The organism is Pseudomonas sp. C9D1 (assembly GCF_056491235.1).
Genome location: NZ_JBSZIE010000003.1, coordinates 130,795 through 151,616 on the forward strand (window position 1 = coordinate 130,795; position 20,822 = coordinate 151,616).

The 20,822-nt window shown below is 67.6% G+C and carries 18 protein-coding genes; 13 read left to right on the top strand and 5 right to left on the bottom strand.

From position 1 onward, the window contains the following. Positions 1 to 12: 12 nt before the first annotated feature. The 9 genes from ACXI0U_RS28315 to ACXI0U_RS28355 all read left to right on the top strand — a co-directional run bounded on the left by ACXI0U_RS28315 (position 13) and on the right by ACXI0U_RS28355 (position 10,342). A complete protein-coding gene (locus tag ACXI0U_RS28315; protein ID WP_374980803.1) occupies positions 13 to 1,104 on the top strand; it encodes a VOC family protein in 1,092 nt (363 codons plus the stop codon). Positions 1,105 to 1,270: 166 nt separating this feature from the next. Then, the gene (locus tag ACXI0U_RS28320; protein ID WP_374981905.1) at positions 1,271 to 2,224 is read left to right on the top strand and encodes a fumarylacetoacetate hydrolase family protein; all 954 of its coding nucleotides are present in this window, start codon (positions 1,271 to 1,273) and stop codon (positions 2,222 to 2,224) included. Next, positions 2,224 to 4,125, top strand: a complete 1,902-nt coding sequence (locus ACXI0U_RS28325; RefSeq protein WP_479551160.1) for an acyl-CoA synthetase — start codon at positions 2,224 to 2,226, stop codon at positions 4,123 to 4,125. Before ACXI0U_RS28320 ends, ACXI0U_RS28325 begins: the two co-directional genes overlap by 1 nt. A 37-nt stretch (positions 4,126 to 4,162) precedes the next feature. Then, positions 4,163 to 5,179, top strand: coding sequence for an MBL fold metallo-hydrolase (locus ACXI0U_RS28330; RefSeq protein WP_479551161.1), 1,017 nt, complete (start codon positions 4,163 to 4,165; stop codon positions 5,177 to 5,179). 125 nt (positions 5,180 to 5,304) lie between these two features. Beyond that, a complete protein-coding gene (locus ACXI0U_RS28335) occupies positions 5,305 to 7,167 on the top strand; it encodes a DUF1302 domain-containing protein (RefSeq protein ID WP_479551162.1) in 1,863 nt (620 codons plus the stop codon). 14 nt (positions 7,168 to 7,181) lie between these two features. Further along, the gene (locus tag ACXI0U_RS28340) at positions 7,182 to 8,543 is read left to right on the top strand and encodes a DUF1329 domain-containing protein (RefSeq protein WP_479551163.1); all 1,362 of its coding nucleotides are present in this window, start codon (positions 7,182 to 7,184) and stop codon (positions 8,541 to 8,543) included. 282 nt (positions 8,544 to 8,825) lie between these two features. Then, a complete protein-coding gene (locus tag ACXI0U_RS28345; protein WP_374980798.1) occupies positions 8,826 to 9,416 on the top strand; it encodes a hypothetical protein in 591 nt (196 codons plus the stop codon). 82 nt (positions 9,417 to 9,498) lie between these two features. Then, positions 9,499 to 9,888: a GFA family protein gene (locus tag ACXI0U_RS28350; protein WP_479551164.1), complete on the top strand. Its 390-nt coding sequence runs from the start codon at positions 9,499 to 9,501 to the stop codon at positions 9,886 to 9,888. Continuing rightward, positions 9,881 to 10,342: a hypothetical protein gene (locus tag ACXI0U_RS28355; RefSeq protein WP_479551165.1), complete on the top strand. Its 462-nt coding sequence runs from the start codon at positions 9,881 to 9,883 to the stop codon at positions 10,340 to 10,342. Before ACXI0U_RS28350 ends, ACXI0U_RS28355 begins: the two co-directional genes overlap by 8 nt. 6 nt (positions 10,343 to 10,348) lie before the next feature. Here ACXI0U_RS28355 and ACXI0U_RS28360 read toward each other — a convergent pair whose 3' ends face one another. Next, a complete protein-coding gene (locus ACXI0U_RS28360) occupies positions 10,349 to 11,251 on the bottom strand; it encodes a hydrogen peroxide-inducible genes activator (protein WP_271657867.1) in 903 nt (300 codons plus the stop codon). A gap of 267 nt (positions 11,252 to 11,518) precedes the next feature. Between ACXI0U_RS28360 and katB the strand changes: the two genes are divergently transcribed. Together katB and ACXI0U_RS28370 are read left to right on the top strand one after the other, a co-directional pair. Next, positions 11,519 to 12,982: a catalase KatB gene (gene katB / locus ACXI0U_RS28365; RefSeq protein ID WP_479551303.1), complete on the top strand. Its 1,464-nt coding sequence runs from the start codon at positions 11,519 to 11,521 to the stop codon at positions 12,980 to 12,982. 49 nt (positions 12,983 to 13,031) lie between these two features. Beyond that, positions 13,032 to 13,562 (top strand): ankyrin repeat domain-containing protein, encoded by a 531-nt coding sequence (locus ACXI0U_RS28370; protein WP_479551166.1) that lies wholly within the window; start codon positions 13,032 to 13,034, stop codon positions 13,560 to 13,562. Positions 13,563 to 13,774: 212 nt separating this feature from the next. On the opposite strand, the gene ACXI0U_RS28375 is transcribed toward ACXI0U_RS28370, so the two are convergent. Together ACXI0U_RS28375 and ACXI0U_RS28380 are read right to left on the bottom strand one after the other, a co-directional pair. After that, a complete protein-coding gene (locus ACXI0U_RS28375; RefSeq protein ID WP_479551167.1) occupies positions 13,775 to 14,911 on the bottom strand; it encodes an IS481 family transposase in 1,137 nt (378 codons plus the stop codon). Positions 14,912 to 15,168: 257 nt separating this feature from the next. Then, a complete protein-coding gene (locus ACXI0U_RS28380) occupies positions 15,169 to 15,912 on the bottom strand; it encodes an SDR family oxidoreductase (protein ID WP_021217302.1) in 744 nt (247 codons plus the stop codon). Positions 15,913 to 16,051: 139 nt separating this feature from the next. Between ACXI0U_RS28380 and ACXI0U_RS28385 the strand changes: the two genes are divergently transcribed. Next, entirely contained in the window at positions 16,052 to 16,966 is a 915-nt protein-coding gene (locus ACXI0U_RS28385) for a LysR family transcriptional regulator (RefSeq protein WP_479551168.1), read from the top strand. A gap of 157 nt (positions 16,967 to 17,123) precedes the next feature. Here ACXI0U_RS28385 and ACXI0U_RS28390 read toward each other — a convergent pair whose 3' ends face one another. Continuing rightward, on the bottom strand, positions 17,124 to 18,128 hold the full coding sequence (locus ACXI0U_RS28390) for a zinc-dependent alcohol dehydrogenase family protein (protein WP_479551169.1): 1,005 nt from the start codon (positions 18,126 to 18,128) through the stop codon (positions 17,124 to 17,126). 233 nt (positions 18,129 to 18,361) lie between these two features. Here ACXI0U_RS28390 and ptrC point away from each other — a divergent pair, with 233 nt between their 5' ends. Beyond that, positions 18,362 to 18,553 (top strand): type III secretion system co-regulatory protein PtrC, encoded by a 192-nt coding sequence (gene ptrC / locus ACXI0U_RS28395; RefSeq protein WP_021217305.1) that lies wholly within the window; start codon positions 18,362 to 18,364, stop codon positions 18,551 to 18,553. A 24-nt stretch (positions 18,554 to 18,577) separates the two neighbouring features. Here ptrC and ACXI0U_RS28400 read toward each other — a convergent pair whose 3' ends face one another. Further along, the gene (locus ACXI0U_RS28400; protein WP_479551170.1) at positions 18,578 to 20,815 is read right to left on the bottom strand and encodes a xanthine dehydrogenase family protein molybdopterin-binding subunit; all 2,238 of its coding nucleotides are present in this window, start codon (positions 20,813 to 20,815) and stop codon (positions 18,578 to 18,580) included. Positions 20,816 to 20,822: the final 7 nt, after the last annotated feature.

The following is a 20,822-nucleotide window of genomic DNA, read 5'->3' on the forward strand; positions in this document are numbered from 1 at the left end:
GAGAACGACACGATGACCGTTTCCACCGCCCTGCCCCTCCTCGCCACACCGCAACCGGCGCGCCACCCGAACCCGACGGTGAAGGCCCAGCGCCTCGCCCACCTGGTCTTCGAGCGTCCGGACCTGGAGCAGGCCGAGCGCTTCCTCACCGACTTCGGCCTGGTGGTCAGCCAGCGCAACGACGACACCCTCTACCTGCGCGGCACCGGCCCGGCCGCCTACTGCTACCGCGTGCACCGCGGCGAGAAGGCGCGCTTCGTCGGTTTCGGCCTGGCCCTCACCACCCATGCCGACCTGCAAAAGCTGGCGCGCTTGCCCGGCGCCTCCGCCATCGAGCACACCGGCATGCCCGGCGGCGGCGAGCGGGTGCGCCTGGTCGACCCGTCCGGCTTCCTGGTGGAAGCCGTGTTCGGCCAGACCGCCGCACCGGCACTGCAGCATCGTGCGCCACTGCCCCTGAACCTGGCCGACGAGGCGCCACGGATCAACGCCACCCAGCGCCCACCCATCGCCCCGCCGGAGGTGCTCAAGCTCGGCCACGTGGTGCTGGAGGTGGCCGACTACCAGGCCACTTGCGCCTGGTACACCGAGCATTTCGGGATGATCCCCAGCGACATCCAGGTGCTGCCGGATGGCTCGCCCGCCGTGGCCTTCATGCGCCTGGACCTGGGCGACACCCCGGCCGACCACCACACCCTGGCGCTGGCCCAGGGCTTTATGCCCGCCTACAGCCACAGTGCCTTCGAGGTGGTGGACGCCGACGCCGTGGGCATGGGCCAGCGGGTGCTGCACGAGCGCGGCTGGACCCACGCCTGGGGCATCGGCCGGCACATCCTCGGCAGCCAGATATTCGATTACTGGCAGGACCCCTGGAAGGACAAGCACGAGCACTACTGCGACGGCGACCTGTTCACCGCCGAGCGCCCCACCGGGCTGCACGCGGTGAGCCCCGAAGCGATGGCGCAATGGGGCCAGCGCATGCCCAGGAGCTTCACCAAGCCGAAGATGGACCTGGCCGCCATCCGCGCCCTGCTGCACAACCTGCGGCACAGCCCGGACCTGACCCTGCGCAAGCTGATCACCCTGGCGCGGCTGTTCGCCTGAGCCCATGGAACGCCAACCGGCGCAGCTCAAGCGCCGCACCCTGATCAAGGCCGGCGGCCTGGTCCTGTGCAGCCCCTGGCTGCCGGCCGACGCCGCGCCCAACGAAGAACAACAACCCCCTGATGCCCGCGAGCATCAGTCGATCGACGCCCCAGGAGCCCCTGCCATGGCCGTGCACGTAGTCCGCTTCGAACATCAGAACCGCATCCAGTGGGGGGTGATCCGCAAGGGCCGCATTTCCCTGATTCCGGGAAGCCATGCCAGCACCGGCGAGCTGATCCGCAATACCCGCCTCGACGACCTCGCCCGCCTGCAGGACGGCGAGCTGCGCCTGGACGAGGTGACGCTGCTGTCGCCGGTGACCCGCGACCAGCAGTTCGTCTGCCAGGGCGCCAACTACCGGCAGCACATGATCGAGTCGGGGATGGACCCGGACGCCAAGCACTACAACATGATCTTCACCAAGGCCACGAGCTGCCTGGTCGCCGCCGACAGCGAGCTGATCAAACCGCGCCACGTGCGCTTCCTCGACTACGAGATCGAGCTGGGCCTGGTGCTGCGCCGCGACATCACCGCGCACACCCGGGTCACCGACGCCAACCTCCACGAATTCGTCGCCGGGGTGGTCATCGTCAACGACTACTCGGCGCGGGACATCCAGATCCCGCAGATGCAGTTCTACAAGGGCAAGAGCTACCGCACCTTCGGCCCGGTGGGGCCCTTCCTCTGCCTGCTGGACGCGGCGGACATGCAGTACCTCAAGGACCTGCGCCTGCGCCTGACGGTGAACGGCCAGGTTCGCCAGGACGACAGCACCGCCAACCTGGTGTTCGGCCCGGCGGAAACCCTCACCGAGCTTTCCGGCGTGCAGGACTTCGCCGCCGGCGACCTGATCGCCACCGGCACCCCGGCCGGCTGCGCGCTGTCCATCCCCTCGCCCGCCAAGCAGCGCATCGGCGCCCTGCTGCCTGAAGCGCTGAAATGGAAGGCCTTCATGAAGGCCCAGGAAGGCCGCAACCAGTACCTCAAGGCCGGTGACGTGGTGGAGGCCAGCATCCGCAGCAGCGACGGCGTGATCGACCTCGGCACCCAGCGCAACCTCGTGGTGGAGCAAGCCTGATGGCCGTGCAGACCCTGGCCGACATCCAGGCCATCGAACGTACGCCCCTGGCCCAGCAGGGGCTGGCCGCCAGCACCTACGAGGCCCTCGGGCGCTGCTCGCGGGAGTTCCCCGACGACCCGGCGCTGAGCTTCTTCCTCGACGCCGCGAACTTCCGTCGCACCCACGACTGGAGCTACGCCGAGCTGTTCGCCGACATCACCCGCGCGGCCAACGTCTTCCATGACCTGGGCATCGGCCCGGACGACGTGGTCGCCTTCATCCTGCCCAACCTGCCGGAAACCCACTTCACCATCTGGGGTGGCGAGGCCGCCGGCATCGTCATGGCCATCAACCCGTTGCTGGAAGCCGCGCAAATGGGCGAGCTGCTGCGCGCCGCCAACGCACGCCTGGTGGTGACCCTGGCCCCCACGCCCGGCACCGACCTGTGGCCCAAGCTGGCCAGCCAGCTGGATGCCCTGCCCAGCGTGCGCCAGGTGCTCTGGGTGAGCATGGCGCCCTATGTCGGCGGCCTGAAGGGCCTGGCCCTGCGCTGGATGGCTCGGCGCGAAAAATCCGCCCAGCGACGCGTGCCCATCGCCGACCTGCGCAGCCTGATGCGCCGCCAGCCCCACACCCACCTGAAGAGCGGCCGGCAGATCCGCGCCGAGCAGCGCTCCTCCTACTTCTGCACCGGCGGCACCACCGGGCTGCCGAAGATCGCCACGCGCACCCACGGCTCCGAGGTGTTCAACGCCTGGGCCATGGCCACCAACATGCAGCCGCGCCAGCGCGGCCAGGTGATCTTCTGCGGCCTGCCGCTGTTCCATGTGAACGGCCAGCTGGTGACCGGGCTGATGCCCTGGACCCACGGCGACCACGTGATCCTCGGCACGCCCCAGGGCTATCGCGGCAACGGCGTGATCGCCAACTTCTGGGCCCTGGTCGAGCACTTCGGCATCAACTTCTTCTCCGGCGTGCCCACGGTCTACTCCGCCCTGCTGCAGCAACCGGTGGAGGGCCGCGACCTCTCCAGCCTCGGCTACGCCCTGTGCGGCGCGGCACCCATGCCGGTGGAGCTGTTCCGCGACTTCGAGCAGCGCATCGGCGTGCGCATCCTCGAAGGCTACGGCCTCACCGAAGGCGCCTGCGTGTCGTCCTCCAACCCGCCCGAGGGTGAGCGCCGGGTCGGCTCCATCGGCCTGCGCCTGGCCTACCAGGGCATGCGTGCGGTGATCCTCGACGAGGCCGGCGCCTACCTGCGCGACGCCGCTACCGACGAAGTGGGCGCCATCGCCATCCACGGCCCCAACGTCTTCGCCGGCTACCTGGACGCCAGCCACGACAAGGGCCTGTGGATCGACATCCACGGCCAGCGCTGGCTCAACACCGGCGACCTCGGCCGGGAGGACGCCGAGGGCTACTTCTGGCTCACCGGGCGCAAGAAGGAGCTGATCATCCGCGGCGGCCACAACATCGACCCGAAGCAGATCGAGGAAGCCCTGCAGGCGCACCCGGCCGTGGCCCTGGTGGCCGCCGTCGGCTGCCCCGACGCCCACGCCGGCGAGGTGCCGGTGGCCTATGTGCAGCTGCTGCCCGGCAGCCAGGCCGGCGCGGACGAGCTGCTGGCCTTCGCCAGCGAGGCCATCGCCGAGCGGGCCGCCGTGCCCAAGCGCATCGAGGTGCTGGATGCCCTGCCGGTAACGCCCGTGGGCAAGATCTTCAAGCCCGCCCTGCAGCAACGCGAGATCGCCCGCGTGGTGCGCCAGGAGGCCGCCGGGCTGGGGCTCGCCGAACTCTCCGTCGAGGTGGTGCAGGACGCCCGCCGCGGCCTGGTGGCGCGTATCGCCGCCGGCCTGCAGCGCGAGGCCCTGGCCCCGGTGCTCGGCCGCTACAGCTTCCAGATCGACTGGCTGAACTGAACCACGACCCACAACAAGAACGACAAGGGGACGAACCATGCGACACCTGTGGAAACTGGCGGCACTGACCCTGCTCGCCACCACCCTCGCCGGCTGCGAACGCCTGCAGAACGCCTACCTCGACGCCGAGGTGCAGGACCGCACCGACCACTCCCTGGTGGAAGACCGCTCGGGCATCCGCGTGATCCTCTGCGGCACCGGCACGCCCCAGGTCAACGCCCCGCGCGGCCAGGCCTGCACCCTGGTGGCCGCCGGCGGCCGGCTGTTCCTCTTCGACGCCGGCGAGAACGCCATGCGCAACCTGGAGAACAACCGGGTGCCGCTGCCGGACCTCACCCGGGTGTTCATCACCCACTGGCACTCGGACCACTTCAACGGCCTCGGCGGCCTGATCAACCACACCTGGATCAATGGCCGCAAGACGCCCTTCGAGGTCTACGGCCCCAGTGGCGTCGAGCAGGTGGTCCAGGGGCTGGCCCAGGCCTATGACGAGGACGTGCGTTTCCGCCACCAGCACGCCCTGCCGCCGGTGGCCAGCGAACTGGCCTTCGCCACCGCCCACGAGGTGCGCACCGCACCCGGCGAGGAATCGGTGCGGGTGTACGAGCAGGACGGCGTCACCATCGACGCCTACCGCGTCGACCACCAGCCGGTGGACCCGGCCTACGGCTACGTGCTGCGCTACGCCGGCAAGAAGCTGTTCATCAGCGGCGACACCCGCGTCTCCGAGCGCTACCTGGAGGCCCTGCAGGACGCCGACATGGTGGTGCACGAAGCCATCAACGGCGCCCTGATCCACAAGGCCGCCGACGCCCTGCGCCGCACCGGGCAACCAGGCCGCGCCGAGCAGGCCGAACGGGTACTCGACTACCACGCCGACACCCTGGAGCTGGCGCGCCTGGCGCAGAAGGCCGGCGTGCGCCACCTGGTGCTCACCCACCTGCTCCCGAGCCCCACCAACTTCCTCAGCCGCCGGCTGTTCCTCAGCGGCATGGCCGACCTCTATTCGGGTGACCTGACCCTGGGCGAAGACGCCATGGAACTCAGGCTCTAACCCCCCGACACCGCCGCCCCCGTCCCACCTGGCCGCCGCCCCGGCGCTGGCCACGGGCCGGGTCGCGCCCGGAAAACCGCATTCGCGTAACGCACCACACCACAACAACAAGAGGTAGTAACGCAATGACCCGTAGACAACCGCCCTGGCGCCAGGCTCGCCTTGCCCTCGCCATCGGCCTCGCCACCCTCGCCAGCCAACCGGCATCCGCCATCACCTTCGCCATCGGCGACATCGAGGGGCAGTTCGATTCCTCCCTCTCCATGGGCGCCAGCTGGGCCCTGCGCAACCCCGACAGCGAGCTGCTCGGCAGCCGCAGCGCCGACGACGGCCGGCGCAACTTCGAGAAGGGCAAGACCTTCTCCAAGGTGTTCAAGGGCATCCACGACCTCGAGCTCAAGTACGGCGACAGCGGCCTCTTCGTTCGCGGCAAGTACTGGTACGACTTCGAGCTCAAGGACGAAAGCCGCCCGTTCAAGGCCATCGACGACCACAACCGCAAGGAGGGCGCGCAATCCTCCGGCGCCGAGCTGCTGGACGCCTTCCTCTACCACAACTACCTGATCGGCGATCTGCCCGGCACCGTGCGCCTGGGCAGGCAGGTGGTCAGCTGGGGCGAGAGCACCTTCATCGGCGGCGGCATCAACGCCATCAACCCCATCGACGTCGCCGCCTTCCGCCGCCCGGGCTCGGAGATCAAGGAAGGCCTGATCCCGGTGAACATGTTCTACCTGTCGCAGAACCTCACCGAGAACCTCTCCGCCGAAGGCTTCTACCAGCTGGAATGGGACCAGACCGTCATCGACAACTGTGGCACCTTCTTCTCCCAGACCGACGTCATCGCCGACGGCTGCGGCGGCCTGCCGGCAGGCCCCGCGCTCGACCAGAACGCCGCCGCCCAGGCCGCCCTGGCGCCCTTCGGCATCAACCTCACCAGCGAGGGCATCGAGATCCCCCGGGACGGCGACCGCGATGCCCGCGACAGCGGCCAGTGGGGCGCGGCCCTGCGCTGGTTCGCACCGCAACTGGACAGCGAATTCGCCGCCTATTTCATCAACTACCACAGCCGCCAGCCCTATATCGGCGCCACGGCCAGCCCCAACATCGCCGACTTCGGCTTCGCACCGGCGCTGTGCGGCAACCTCGGCATCCCCCTGGCCGGCTGCAACGCCTTCCTCGCCGGCGCCACCGGCCAGACCCTGGTCCAGGGCTACCGCCTGGGCACCTCGCGCTATCACGTCGACTACCCCGAGGACATTCAGCTCTACGGCCTGAGCTTCAGCACCAGCCTGCCCACCGGCACCACCCTGGCGGGAGAGATCAGCTACCGGCCCAACCTGCCGGTGCAGATCAACCCCGTGGACCTGATCACCGCCGGCATCGGCGTGCCGGCGCTCACCCCGGTGCTCTCCTCCGGCGCCGAGACCCTGGCCAACGGCGCCGACATCAGCGGCTACCGGCGCAAGGAAGTGACCCAGGCCCAGGTCACCGCCACACACTTCTTCGACCAGGTGATGGGCGCCGAACGTCTGACCCTGATCGGCGAGGCCGGCATCACCCATATCGGCGGCCTGGAGGGCAAGGGTGGCCTGCGCTATGGCCGCGGCACCGCCTACGGCCAGGGCGCGCTGTACCCGGACAACAGCCTGTGCACCGCCGTCACCAACGCCCAGAGCCCCTCCAACTGCAACGACGACGGCTTCGCCACGCGCAACTCCTGGGGCTACCGCGTGCGCGCCATCTGGGAATACAGCGACCTGATCCCCGGCGTGCAGCTGCGGCCCAACCTCGCCTGGTCCCATGACGTCAGCGGCTACGGCCCCGAGCCGGGCTTCAACGAGGGCTCCAAGGCCATCAGCCTCGGGCTCGACGCCAGCTATCTCAACACCTACAGCGCCAGCCTGGCGTACACCGACTATTTCGGCGGCGACTACAACGTCAACGTCGATCGCGACTTCGTGGCCCTGAGCTTCGGCGTTTCGTTCTGAGTGGAGGCAAGACCATGACAACAACAAAAATGCTGCTGGGCACCCTCGCCCTGTCCATCACCCTGCACAGCGCCCAGGCCGCCGTCAGCCCCGAGCAGGCCGCCAAACTCGGCCAGCGCCTGACCCCCATCGGCGCCGAGCGCGCCGGCAATGCCGACGGCAGCATCCCCGCCTGGGACGGCGGCCTGCCCACCGACGCCGGCAGCGCGCAGCCGGGCGGCTGGCTCAGCGACCCCTTCGCCGCCGAGCAGCCGCTGTTCACCATCACCGCGCAGAACATGGAGCAATACCGCGAGCGCCTCAGCCCCGGCCAGCAGGCCCTGTTCAAGCGCTACCCGAGCAGCTACCGCATGCCGGTCTACCCCAGCCACCGCAGCGCCAGCCTGCCGGAGCCGGTGTACCAGGCAATCGCCCGCAACGCGGTGAAAGCGCAACTGGTGGCCGGCGGCAACGGCCTGCAGGACTTCGAAACCGCCACGCCCTTCCCCATCCCGCAGAACGGCCTGGAAGCGGTGTGGAACCACATCACCCGCTACCGTGGCGGCAGTGCCCGGCGCACCCATGTGCAGGCCACGCCGCTGGCCAACGGCACCTTCTCGCCGGTGTACTTCAAGCAGCAGTTCACCTACCGCGACCAGCTCAAGGACTTCGACCCGCAGAACCCGGGCAACGTGCTCTTCTACTACAAGCAGCTGGTGACCGCCCCGGCGCGCCTGGCCGGCGACGTGGTGCTGGTCCACGAGACCCTGGACCAGGTGAAGGAGCCGCGCATGGCGTGGATCTACAACGCCGGCCAGCGCCGCGTGCGCCGCGCCCCGCAGATCGCCTACGACGGCCCCTACCCGGCCTCCGAAGGCCAGCGCGTGGCGGACAACCTGGACATGTTCAACGGCGCCCCGGACCGCTACGACTGGAAGCTGGTGGGCAAGCGCGAGCTGTACATCCCCTACAACAGCTTCCGCCTGGAATCGCCGCAGCTGCAGTACGAGGACGTGGTCAAGCCGGGGCACCTCAACGCCGACGTCACCCGCTACGAGCTGCACCGTGTGTGGGTGGTGGAGGCGACCCTCAAGCCCGGCGAGCGCCACGTGTACGCCAAGCGCGTGATGTACCTCGACGAAGACAGCTGGCATATCGCCCTGGCCGACCACTACGACGCGCGCAATACCCTGTGGCGCGTGGCCGAAGGCTTCATGACCCCGCTCTACGACAAGCGCATCCCCTGGCTCGGCGTGGAGACGCTGTACGACCTGATCAACGGCCGCTACATCGTCTCGGGCATGCGTAACCAGGAGAAGGACGCCCTGGAGATCGGCTTCAAGGCCCTCGCCGCCGACTACACCCCGACCGCCCTGCGCAACGCCGGCGTGCGCTGAAGGAGCGCCGTGCAGTCGACGGCCCCGGGCCGGAGACCCTGGCCGCCCTTGGGGGCGGCTTTTTTTAGCCCCGTTGCCCCCCAACCGTAGCCCGGGCTTCAGCCCGGGAAAGCACCGGCCAAGACACCCGCGACGCAACGCCCCGCGTTTGACAGCCCCCTGACGCTGGCTAACCTGAACGGCCTCCGCCGTTGCCCCCTTCAGCCAGCAGGTATCCCTGTCCCGCATTCGAAAGGGCCCTCGAGCACGCAACGAACGCCACCCCATGAACAAGGAAGTGTCATGACTATCAAACGCCACAAGGTCAGCCAGTCCACCGCCCTCGCCTACACCGGGAACGATGCCCGTGGCGTATGCCTCGAAGCCTGCCGCCGCTGGGTCAGGGCCGTTCTGGCGGGCCATCTGACGCCCGGTGAAAGCATCTACGACATCATCGGCCCAGAGACCATCCAGGAACTGCTGGAGAGCCACAGGCAACGCAACAAGAAAAGCGACAACAGCATGGAGGGATTCGGCCTGACGGTGACCAAGCGGGAAGGCGGCGGCCCCTTCAAGAAATTCACCGGGCTGCGCACGCGCCAGGATGTGATCGACCATGTACTGGCGGTCCCGGGCGCCTACATCTACGTGGTGGATGGCGCCGATGGCGGGCATGCCTTGGCGTTCAGCAGCCTCGACAGGGACCATGTGCTGTTCCTCGATCCCAATATGGGCGAGTGGGAACTCATCAATGAAGACCAGGCATCGATCCGCAGCTGGTGGAAGGACTTCTGGGCAGGCAAGGGGGCCGAATTCGAAGGCCTGGTCAGCTACAAGAGGGAGTACCACAAGGGCGGCCGCGAACTCTGGCAGTACAAGGTCGTGACCCGTTGAACCCCTGAAGCGGATCCCATCACCCGCCCCCCTCCCCGTGCTAGATTCCGCCACCATTGCAGTGATGCCCAGGGAGGCGGCGATGACCACGGATATCCATCAGGGCGGTTGCCTGTGCGGCCAGGTGCGCTTCGAGGTGCAGGGCCCACTCGAAAACCCGCACACCTGCTCGTGTGAGTTCTGCCAGCGGCACAGCGGCGCGCTGACGGTGGCCTGGGTGGAAGTGCCGCGCGAACGGCTGCGCTGGACCGGCCCCGCCGGTGCCCCGGCGACCTACCGCTCCTCCGACTATTCCAGCCGGGCCTTCTGCGTCCACTGCGGCAGCTCCCTGGGCGCCATCGACGACGAGCCGACCATCGCCCTGCTGGTGGGCTGCCTCGACCACAAGGATTCCCCCGCGCTGATGCCCACCTATGAATCCTTCGAGGATGGGCGCCCCGCCTGGTGGCACGCGGGTGCGCGGCATGGCTGAAGGTGCCGCGAACCCGGAGAGCCTCGCCTCGCTGATCTGGTTCTGGTACGGCGAAGAGGAATACCGCCGGCTGATCCTCCTCGGTGAACTGGGCCCGGCGCTGCAGTTCCTCGCCGGGAGCGCCGATTGGCAGCTGGCGAACATCGGCTGCTGCGCCGACTGCGATCTCTGGTCCTCCTACCTCGATCACCTCGAGGCCTTCGTCGAAGGCTTCCCGCCACGGCTCCAGCCACGGGCACATGGGCAGCTGCAGGCGCTGCTGGCCGCCTGCATGACCCTGAGCCACGGCGCCTACGTCAACCTGGAAGGCAACAACTTCGAACACCCGGAATGGGCGCCGCTGCGCACCGCGGCGCAGGAGGCCCTGGCGCTGCTGGGCTGGCAGGAAATCGAGGCCGACATGCCGGCGCTGGTGGAGGATTGCCGTGCGGCCTTGGAGAAATGGCGGTCCTAGCGCCTCTCAAGCCTCTCCATTCGGCCCACGGGATACCGAGCACAGGCGCACCGAGTCGGCCAGCACGTCGATGGCGCGCGGCCTGGGGAAGCTGGCGCGCCAGGCGATGGCCACCTGGCGGAACGGCACCGGCGCGCTGAAGGGGCGGATGGCCACGGAGCCCGGCGAGTAGTGGTGGCCGCTCACTGCCGAATGGGGCAGCACCGAGACGCCGAGCCCGGAGGCGACCATATGGCGGATGGTTTCCAGGGAGCTGGATTCCACGCTGGCTCGCTGGGTGGCCGGGCACACCTCCAGCACCCGCTCGCGGAAGCAGTGGCCCTCCCCCAGGATCAGCAGTTCGGCATCCTCCAGCGCCTCGGCAGAAAGGCGCTGCTCGGCCGCCAGCGGGTGATCGGCGGGCAGCAGCACACAGAGGGCTTCGTCGTAGAGCACCTTGGTCAGCACATCGGGTTCGGAGAACGGCAAGGCGATGATGATGGCGTCCAGCTCGCCTTCCCGCAGCCGCTCGCGCAGCACGTGGGTGAAGTTCTCCTCGATGTACAGCGGCATCTGCGGGGCCACGGTGTGCAGCTGGGGGATCAGGTGCGGGAGCAGGTAGGGCCCGATGGTGTAGATGGCGCCGACCCGCAGCGGCGAGGACAGCTGGTTGCGCCCGGCGTGGGCCATTTCCAGCACGGCGTTGGCCTCGGCCAGCACCTTCTGCGCCTGCTCGATGATGCTTTCGCCGATGGGGGTGAGGTAGACGGCGCCCTTGCTGCGCTCGAAGAGCAGCACGCCGAGGTAGTCCTCCAGGCGCTTCATGCCCACGGAAAGGGTCGGTTGGCTGACGTGGCAACGCTCGGCGGCGCGGCCGAAATGCTGTTCCTGCGCCAGGGCAACGGCGTAGCGCAATTCGGTAAGGGTCATGGGTCGTCCTGCGTGCGAGCCGCTTGCGCGGCCTCCTGGTGAAGTCGGGGTGGGGCTTGTACCCGAGAACTCTAAGCAGGCGGCGCGCGTAGGACCTTTAATATTTCCTAATCGCCAGGCTGACCAAATCCTATTATCCGTCCCCTCCCGCGCTCCCTATGGTTCAGGCCGCAACACCCGAACCAGAGACATCAGGAGACGCAAATGTCCAGATTCCAACGCACCGCCCCCGGCCTGCTGGCGGCGGCATGCCTGTTCAATCTTTCCATGGCTGTGGGTGCACCACTGACCCGTGACAACGGCGCCCCCGTAGGCGACAACCAGAACTCTCAGACAGCCGGGCCGAATGGTTCCGTGCTGCTGCAGGACGTGCAGTTGATCCAGAAGCTGCAGCGCTTCGACCGCGAACGCATCCCCGAACGGGTGGTGCATGCCCGGGGCACCGGCGCCCACGGCGAGTTCGTCGCCTCGGCGGACATCGCCGACCTGACCATCGCCAAGGTCTTCCGCAACGGCGAGCGCACTCCGGTGTTCGTGCGCTTCTCCTCGGTGGTGCACGGCAACCACTCTCCGGAAACCCTGCGTGACCCGCGCGGCTTCGCCACCAAGTTCTATACCGCCGACGGCAACTGGGATCTGGTGGGCAACAACTTCCCCACCTTCTTCATCCGCGACGCCATCAAGTTCCCGGACATGGTCCACGCCTTCAAGCCGGACCCGCGCACCAACCTGGACGACGACTCGCGCCGCTTCGACTTCTTCTCCCACGTGCCGGAGTCCATCCGCACCCTCACCCTGCTCTACTCCAACGAAGGCACCCCGGCCGGCTACCGCTTCATGGACGGCAACGGCGTGCACGCCTACAAGCTGGTCAACGCCAAGGGTGAGACGCACTACGTGAAGTTCCACTGGAAGACCCTGCAGGGCATCCGCAACCTCGACCCGAAGGAAGTCGAGGTCGTCCAGGGCAAGGACTACAGCCACATGACCACCGACCTGGTGAACGCCATCGCCAAGGGTGACTACCCGAAGTGGGACCTGTACATCCAGGTGCTCGAGCCCAAGGACCTGGCGCGCTTCGAGTTCGACCCGCTGGACGCCACCAAGGTCTGGCCCGACGTGCCCGAGCGCAAGATCGGCCAGATGGTGCTGAACCGTAACGTCGACAACTTCTTCCAGGAAACCGAGCAGGTCGCCCTAGCGCCCTCCAACCTGGTGCCGGGCATCGAGCCCTCCGAAGACCGCCTGCTGCAGGGCCGCGTGTTCGCCTACGCCGACACCCAGCTCTACCGCGTGGGCACCAACGGCCTGTCGCTGCCGGTGAACAAGCACCGTGGTGCGGTGAACAACGGCAACCAGGACGGCAGCATGAACGTCGGCCACACCAGCAGCGGCGTGAACTACGAGCCGAGCCGCCTGCAGCCCCGCGAAGCCACCGCCAGCGCCCGTTACGTCGAGACGCCCCTGCAGGGCAGCACCCAGCAGCGCGGCATCCAGCGCGAGCAGAACTTCAAGCAGGCCGGTGACCTGTACCGCTCCTACGGCAAGAAGGACCAACAGGACCTGGTCAACAGCTTCGGCCAGTCCCTCGCCGGCACCGACAGCGAGAGCAAGCACATCATGCTGTCCTTCCTCTACAAGGCCGATGCCGACTACGGCACCCGTGTCACCAAGGTGGCCGGTGGCGACCTGGCCAAGGTGAAAGCCCTGGCCGCCAAGCTCACCGACTGACCCACCCAACGCCGGCCCGCACACGCGGGCCGGCTTACGGAGGCCCGAGATGAAATACACACTTCTCACCCTGCTGCTCTGGGTCGGCCTGGCCCAGGCCGACCCATCACCCGACCCGGCCACCATCAAAGCCGAACTGGCCCAACGCTATTTCGACGCCGCGCGCGAAGGCCGCCTGGATGTGCTCCAGGCCTTCATCGACGCCGGCTACGACCTGAACACGCAAGACACCAAGGGCTACAGCGCCCTTATCCTCACCGCTTACCACGGCCACGCCGAAGCGGTGGACGCCCTGCTCGCCGCCGGCGCCGATCCCTGCCTGCAGGACGCCCGCGGCAACACCGCGCTGATGGGCGCCATCTTCAAGGCCGAGCTGGGCATCGCCCGCCGCCTGATGAACGCCGCCTGCCCCACCGACCAGCGCAACGCCGCCGGGCAGACCGCCGCCATGTACGCCGCGCTGTTCCAGCGCACCCAACTGCTGAATCAGTTGCGCGAGCAAGGCGCCGACATGCAATTGAAGGACGCCCTCGGCAACGATGCCGAAAGCCTCGCGCGGGGGGAGATCCGTACCCGCTGACAGCGGTCCGGAGCGCGCGCCGTTAAGCAGGTAAACATCCACGCCCTGGTGCAACCAGACCTCGGGGCATACAGCCGCCACTCACTTCGGACGTAGGGTGTGCTGCGCGCACCTGGAGCTCGCCGGAAACACCGAGCGGCGGTGCGCACGGTGTTTAGCCGGGATACATGGGTAACGCTTGTCGGGGGACATGGGTAACGGGTTGCTGGTCGTTACTTCTTCTCTCTCAGGTCGAACTGGCGGATTGTCTTATGGATGAAAATCACATCGTAGACACCATCCACACCGGTGGGGCGTATTGCGATTCGCTCGCCCAATAACCCACCACCGACGAACCGGCTTTTCCCTTTGAATTGCACCTGTCCGGTTCCCCCTACCTTGAGCACCTTGTCCTCCGGCTCGTACTCGATTTCCGGCAATTGCTCCGTGTACGCCCTTAGGCTTGGCTGATAGCGCGATATCGGTGGTAACTGGCCCAGCGCCTCATGAGGTCGTTGTTGGTTGTACTGATCTCGCCATTGGTCCATCACGCGCTGGCAGTGCTCCATGTCACTGAAGCTGCGATGCAGCAGCTCACGCTTGAGGGTTTGATGGAAACGCTCGAGCTTGCCTTGCGTCTGCGGGTGATAAGGGCGGCTATGACTGACATCGATACCCAGGCGCATCAGCCAGACTTCCAGGGCGGATAGGCCGCCCTCGATGTTTGAGCCCCAGGGCGGGCCGTTGTCGGCCGTTATCCGGCATGGCAGCCCATAGCGACGGAAAACCGCGGCCAGCTTGGGGCGAACCAGTTCCAGGCGCTCCCCTTCACAGCCCTGCAGGCAGAGCGCAAAGCGTGAATGGTCATCGAGCACCGTCAGCGGGTGACAACGTGGCGAGTTACGGTCCGAAAGATGGAAGTTGCCCTTGAAGTCGATCTGCCAGAGCTCGTTGGGTTGCTTGTGCTCGAAGCGTTGGGTGGCCGGTGCCTGGGCGTCTTCGGCGTGATAGCGCACCTGGCAGCCATGGCGCCGAAGAATCGCATCGAGGGTGCTGTGATGAGGGCGATCCATGGCCTTTGGCAACAGATGGAGCAGCTTGCGAGCGCCCCAATAAGGGAATTGGTGATGCAGGCGCACCACCTCTCGCTCCAGCTCGGCGCTGCTGCGTCCAGGACTCGTCAGCGGACGACGGGATTGGTCCTGCAGAGCGGAATCACCCAGTTCTTGATATCGCTCCAGCCATTTGTAAGCCGTCTTGGGGCTGATGCCGTAGCGTCGACAGAGCTCCCGGATGTTGCTCTGCGGGTGTTGGGCCAACAATACGAATTCACGTCGTATCGACATGGTGGTGCACTCCTGCCACGGCATCGCTCGAACTCCTCTTCGAAGGATTCCGTAAGCCTAAATGCGTTACCTATGTCTCCCGACACCTGTCACCTATGTCCCCCGGCTGAACACACGGCACACCCTACGGCACGCGTTTGTCCTGATGGGTTCGGAACTCCGGCCCTCACCAGCAGCGCCGATAGCTCGGCAATACTCCTAGGACGCGATGCCTGAAGACCGAATGAAAAACGGCCCCATCAGGGGCCGTTTCGTTTTGCTGCGCCGGTACACCCGCTCGATCAGAAGTCCTGCACGGTCGGGCGCAGCACCACTTCGCTGATATCCACCTCGGCCGGCTGCTCCACCGCGTAGGCAATGGCCCGGGCGACGGATTCGGCGGGGATCGCCAGCTTGTAGAACTCGCCCAGGGCCTGGCGGCTTTCTTCGTGGGAGCTGCCCAGCTTCAATTCCGAATCCACCGCGCCGGGGGAGATGACGGTGACGCGGATGTCGCCGCCCACTTCATGGCGCAGGCCGTCGCTGATGGCCCGTACGGCGAACTTGGTGCCGCTGTACACCGTGCCGCCCGGGCTGAACACCTTGTGGCCGGCCACCGAGGCGACGTTGATGAACTGGCCGCTGCGCTGCTGCTGGAACACCGGCAGCGCCGCCGCGATGCCGTAGAGCACGCCCTTGATGTTGATGTCGATCATGCGGTCCCACTCCTCCACCGGGGTTTCGGCGAGCGGCGCGATGGCCATCAGGCCGGCGTTGTTGACCAGCACGTCGATGCGGCCGAAGGCGTCGATGCCGCCCTGGACCAGGGCGCGGACCTGGGCCGCATCGGTGACGTCGGTGGCGAAGGCCACGGCCTTGCCGCCGGCGGCGGTGATTTCGCTGACCAGCGCGTCGAGACGGTCGACGCGGCGGGCGCCGAGCACCACCGAGGCGCCCAGGGCGGCCAGGTGGCGGGCGGTGGCTTCGCCGAGGCCGCTGCTGGCGCCGGTGATGACGATGACTTTGCCGTTGATATTGGTGCTCATGTCGGGTTCCTCAGGTTGGCTGCCGGCAGGAGGTGTTCCTGCTGTTGGGGGCCAGTATGGGAAGCCGATGACGACCAGGGAATGGAAGTATTAGGATTGCGGAATTCCACGAATCGGAACAATCTAAAGGTCATCCGCCATGCTCAATCGAATGGAGATGCTGCGCATCTTCTGCATCGCCGCCGAGTCCGCCAGCTTCCGCGAGGCAGCCACGCGCCTGAGCGCTTCCCCGCAGACCGTGACCCGGGCCATCAAGGAGCTGGAGCAACTGGTGGGCGAGCCGCTGTTCCACCGCAGCACGCGGCAGGTGCAGATCACCGCCTATGGCGAGCAGCTGGCGACCCAGGCGCGGGAGACCCTGGGCAGCTTCGACCAGCTGTTCCAACGCCACGCCCGCCGGGGCCAGGACGGCATGGCCGGGCGCGTGGGCATCACCGCGCCCCGCTCCATCGGCCGCCGCTACGTGCTGCCGCTGCTGGCGGAACTGCAACGCGAGCACCCGGAAATCGTCCTGGACATGCGCTTGTCGGACCAGATGACCGACTCCGTCGACGAGCAGATCGATATCGGCGTGCGCATGGGCTTCATCCGTGACCGCCGCTACATCGCCCGCGCCACGGCGCGCGTGCCCCTCTATGTGGTGGGGTCGCCGGAGCTGCTGGAGCGCGTCGGTGCGCCCGAGGACATCGATGCGCTGAACCGTGTGCCGACCACCGCGCTGATCGACGGCAACACCGGGCGCCTGTGGCCCTGGACCTTCGCCGAGGGCCGGCAGATGCAGCCGCAGCGCGCCGCCTTCACCACCGACGACCAGGAATGCGAATGCGCGGCGGTGCTGGCCGGCACCGGCTTCGGCCAGCTGCCCAGCTACCTGGTGACGCCGCATATCCGCAGCGGCCAACTGGTGAGAGTGCTCAGCGACAACGAGTCGCCGGCCTGGGAGATGTTCGCCTACCGCCCCCAGCGCGGCCCGGTATCACCCCGGGTGCGCCTGGTGTTCGATCGGCTGGTGGAGCGGCTTTCCGATCCGGCCTGGGTTCCGCTGGAGCCCTGAATTCCCGATAAGCCGTGAGCGGGAAATCGCGGGTTGCACCCGCCCTACGAGTCGAACTTCGGCACCCGTAGGATGGTGTAGAGCGCAGCGAAACCCATCGATCCGAGCCCGGAACACCGCGATCATCGGCGACCCCATCAATGCCGCTGTTCGGGGTTTATTCGGCGATATCGATAACGACCTTGCCGAAGGCGGTGCCTTGCTCCACCGCATCGTGGGCGTCGTGGGCGGTGGCCAGGGTGAAATGACGCGGGTCGAGCACCGGCTTGAGCTTGCCGGCTTCCACCAGGCGCGTGGCGTCGGCGAGGACTTCGCCGTGGTGGGCACGGCCTTCGCCGGTAAGCATGGGCAGCAGCACGAAGACGCCGTTCAGGGTCGCCGCACGCAGGGACGACGGCGCCAGGCTGTGGTTGCCGAAGGCGGCACAGCTGACCACATGGCCACGGATGCGCACCGATTCCAGGGCGTCGTCGAGGGAGCTGCCGCCCACGGTGTCGTAGACCACATCGAAGCCCTTGCCACCGGTGAAGGCCGCCACGTAATCGGCCGCCTTGGTGGTGTGGTAGTCGATGGGCGTGGCACCCAGGCCACGCACCATCTCGTGCTTGGCCGGCGAGGCGGTGGCGAACACCTCGGCGCCGAACGCCTTGGCGATCTGCACGGCGATATGGCCGACGCCGCCAGAACCGCCGGTCACCAGTACCGTCTGCCCGGAATGCAGGCGCGCGCTGTCCACCAGGCCTTCCCAGGCAGTGAGGAACACCAGCGGCAGCGCCGCGGCTTCACGCATGCTCAGGTTCTTCGGCTTCAGCGCCAACAGGCGCCAGTCCGCCGCGACGAACTCCGCCAGGGTGCCCTGCAGGCCGCGCACGCCGCCGACCAGGCCGTAGACCTCGTCACCGGCCTTGAAGCGCGTAACGCCCGCGCCCACCGCTTCCACCACGCCCGCCAGTTCGGTGCCCAGCACCGCCGGCAGCACCGGGTCGGCGTAGGGCGCACGGCCGGTACGGATCTTGTAGTCGATGGGGTTCACCCCGCTGGCCTTGATGCGCACCAGCACCTGGCCTTCGCCGGCGACCGGGCGGGCGATCTCCTGCTGGGTGAAGCGGCCGCTCTGGTAATCCTCGAGCACGAGGGCGCGCATGGTGACGGGGTTCGACATGGGATTCACTCCTTGGCAATCAGCTTCGCCGGGGCCTGGCCCGGCATCCGGCGCCCACTATAGAGCCGCCGCGAGGGCGAGGAAACAGGGACGCTGCCGCACCAGGGCGTCAGCGCAACGGCAAGCATCGACACCACTGATACTGACCATCAGCCCCTTTCAATTCTCCGATTGCCAGCGGACCGGCAAGATTCGCTCATCGGCCTTGTGCCCCATGAACCGAGACGACCGCCATGACCGCTCACTCGAAATTCGTCGACAGCAGCTACCTGGTCACCCATGTGACCCTGGATGAATTCCACCTGCACTTCGAGACCGAAGTCGCCATCTGCCAGGAAGACGGCACCTTCGAGATGCTCCAGGCCCCGACGCCCATCGCCGAGCGCCGCGCCCTGCGCCAGTTGATCCGCAACCAGGCCGCCTGATAACAGCGGCCCGGTCGCGCCGCCTCAGGCCTTGACCTGGGCGGGGAACGGCAGGGTCCGCAGGCGTACGCCAACCGCCGCGTGCAAGGCATTGGCCAGCGCCGGTGCCAGGGGCGGAACGCCAGGCTCACCCACGCCCGTGGGCTGTTCGGTGGACGGCAGGATGTGCACCTCCACCACAGGCATCTCGTTCATCCGCAACACCTGGAAGTCGTGGAAGTTGGATTGCTCCACGGCACCATCCTTCAGCGTCACCGCACTGTGCAACGCCGCCGCCAGGCCGAAGCCGATGCCGCCCTCCATCTGCGCGCGGATCACGTCCGGGTTGATCGGCACGCCGCAATCCACGGCGCAGACCACGCGATCCACCTTGTAGCTGCCGTCGGCCTTCACCGTCACTTCCACCACCTGGGCCACGTAGCTGCCGAAGGATTCGTGCACGGCGATGCCACGGCCACGCTTCTCACCTTCACCGCCAGCCTTGAGCGGCTGCTTCCAGCCGGCCTTGCTCGCCACCAATTCCAGCACGCCCCGATGGCGCGGGTGTTTCTCCAGCAGTGCATGGCGGTAGTCATAGGGGTCCTTGCCGGCGGTGGTGGCGGCTTCGTCGATCAGCACCTCGGCGGCGAAGCCGGTGTGGGTGTGGCCCACCGAGCGCCACCATTGCACCGGCACCAGGATGTCGTCGGGGGTGGCCAGTTCCACCTGCAGGTTGGGCACGGCGTAGGAGAGGTTCGCCAGCCCTTCCACCGAGGTGTTGTCGATGCCGTCCTTGATCAGGAAGGCCTCCATGCCGGTGCCCTTGATGATGGATTGGCCGACGATGCGGTGGTGCCAGGCCAGCAGCTTGCCCTCGGCATCCAGCGCCAGGCGCGCACGGTGCAGGTAGGCCGGGCGGTAGTAGCCGCCACGGGTGTCGTCCTCGCGGGTCCAGACCAGCTTCACCGGCGCCTTGATGCCCTGGTCCCGTGCGGCCTTGGCCACCGCCACGGCTTCCAGCGGGTAGTCCGACACCGGGTTGGCGCGGCGGCCGAAGCTGCCGCCGGCGTAGAGCTGGGTGATGGCGACCTTGTCCACCGGGATGCCCAGGTACTTGGCCACGGCCACCTGGTCGCCGGTCTGCCACTGCTCGCCGTTCCAGATTTCGCAGGCGCCGTCGCCGAGCTTGACCAGGCAGTTCATCGGCTCCATCGCCGCGTGGGCCAGGTAGGGGAATTCGAACTCCGCCTCGATCAGCTTCGCCGGCTTGGCCAGCGCGGCGTCCACGTCGCCGCTGCGCGCGGCCATCAGCCCGGGCTTCCCGGCGCTCTCGCGGTACTTGGCGAAGATCTCGGCGCTGCCCAGCTTGAAGGCCTTGCTCTCGTCCCATTCGATAATCAGCGCATCGCGGCCCTGGCGCGCGGCCCAGGTGTTCTTCGCCAGCACGGCGACCCCGGCGCGGCCATGGGGCAGGTCACGGAATTCGACCACGGCCACCACGTTGGCGATGGCCTTGGCCTTGCTCGCGTCCACCTTCCCGGGCACGCCACCGAAGCGCGGCGGGTAGGCGACCATGGCCACCAGCATGTCCGGCAGCTTGAAGTCCTGGGTGAATACGGCGGTGCCGTTGGTCTTGTCGTGGCTGTCCTTGCGCTTGGCGGTCAGCTGGCCGATGAGCTTGAAGTCCTTCGGCTGCTTGAGCTTCACCTCGGTGGGCACCGACTCCTGCGCGGCCGCCTCGGCCAGGTCGCCGAAGCCCGCCTTGTTGCCGGAGGCGGCATGGGCCACCACGCCCTCGCTGACGGTGATGGCCTCGGCCGGCACCTTCCATTGCTTCGCGGCGGCGGCCACCAGCATGGCCCGGGCGCTGGCCCCGGCCTTGCGCATCTGCTCGAAGGAGTTGGCCATGGCACTGCTGCCACCGGTGCCCTGCAGGGTGCCGAAGGCCAGGTTGTTGTAGACGGCGGCGTTGGCCGGCGCGCCCTCGACCACCACGCGGTTCCAGTCGGCGTCCAACTCCTCGGCCACCAGGGTGGCGAGGCCGGTGTAGGCGCCCTGGCCCATTTCCACGTGCTTGGCGACCACGGTCACGGTGCCGTCGCGGGCGATGCGCACAAAGGCGTTGGGTTCGAAGCGCGCGTCGGCGGCGAACATCTCGGCGGCGTCCAGCAGCGGCGCGAAGAGCACGCCCAGGGCCAGCCCGCCGCTGCCCTGGAGGAAGGTGCGGCGGCTGATGTTGAGGATGCCGTTGCCCGGCGCGGTCTGGGTTTCGATCTTGCCCATGTCGGTG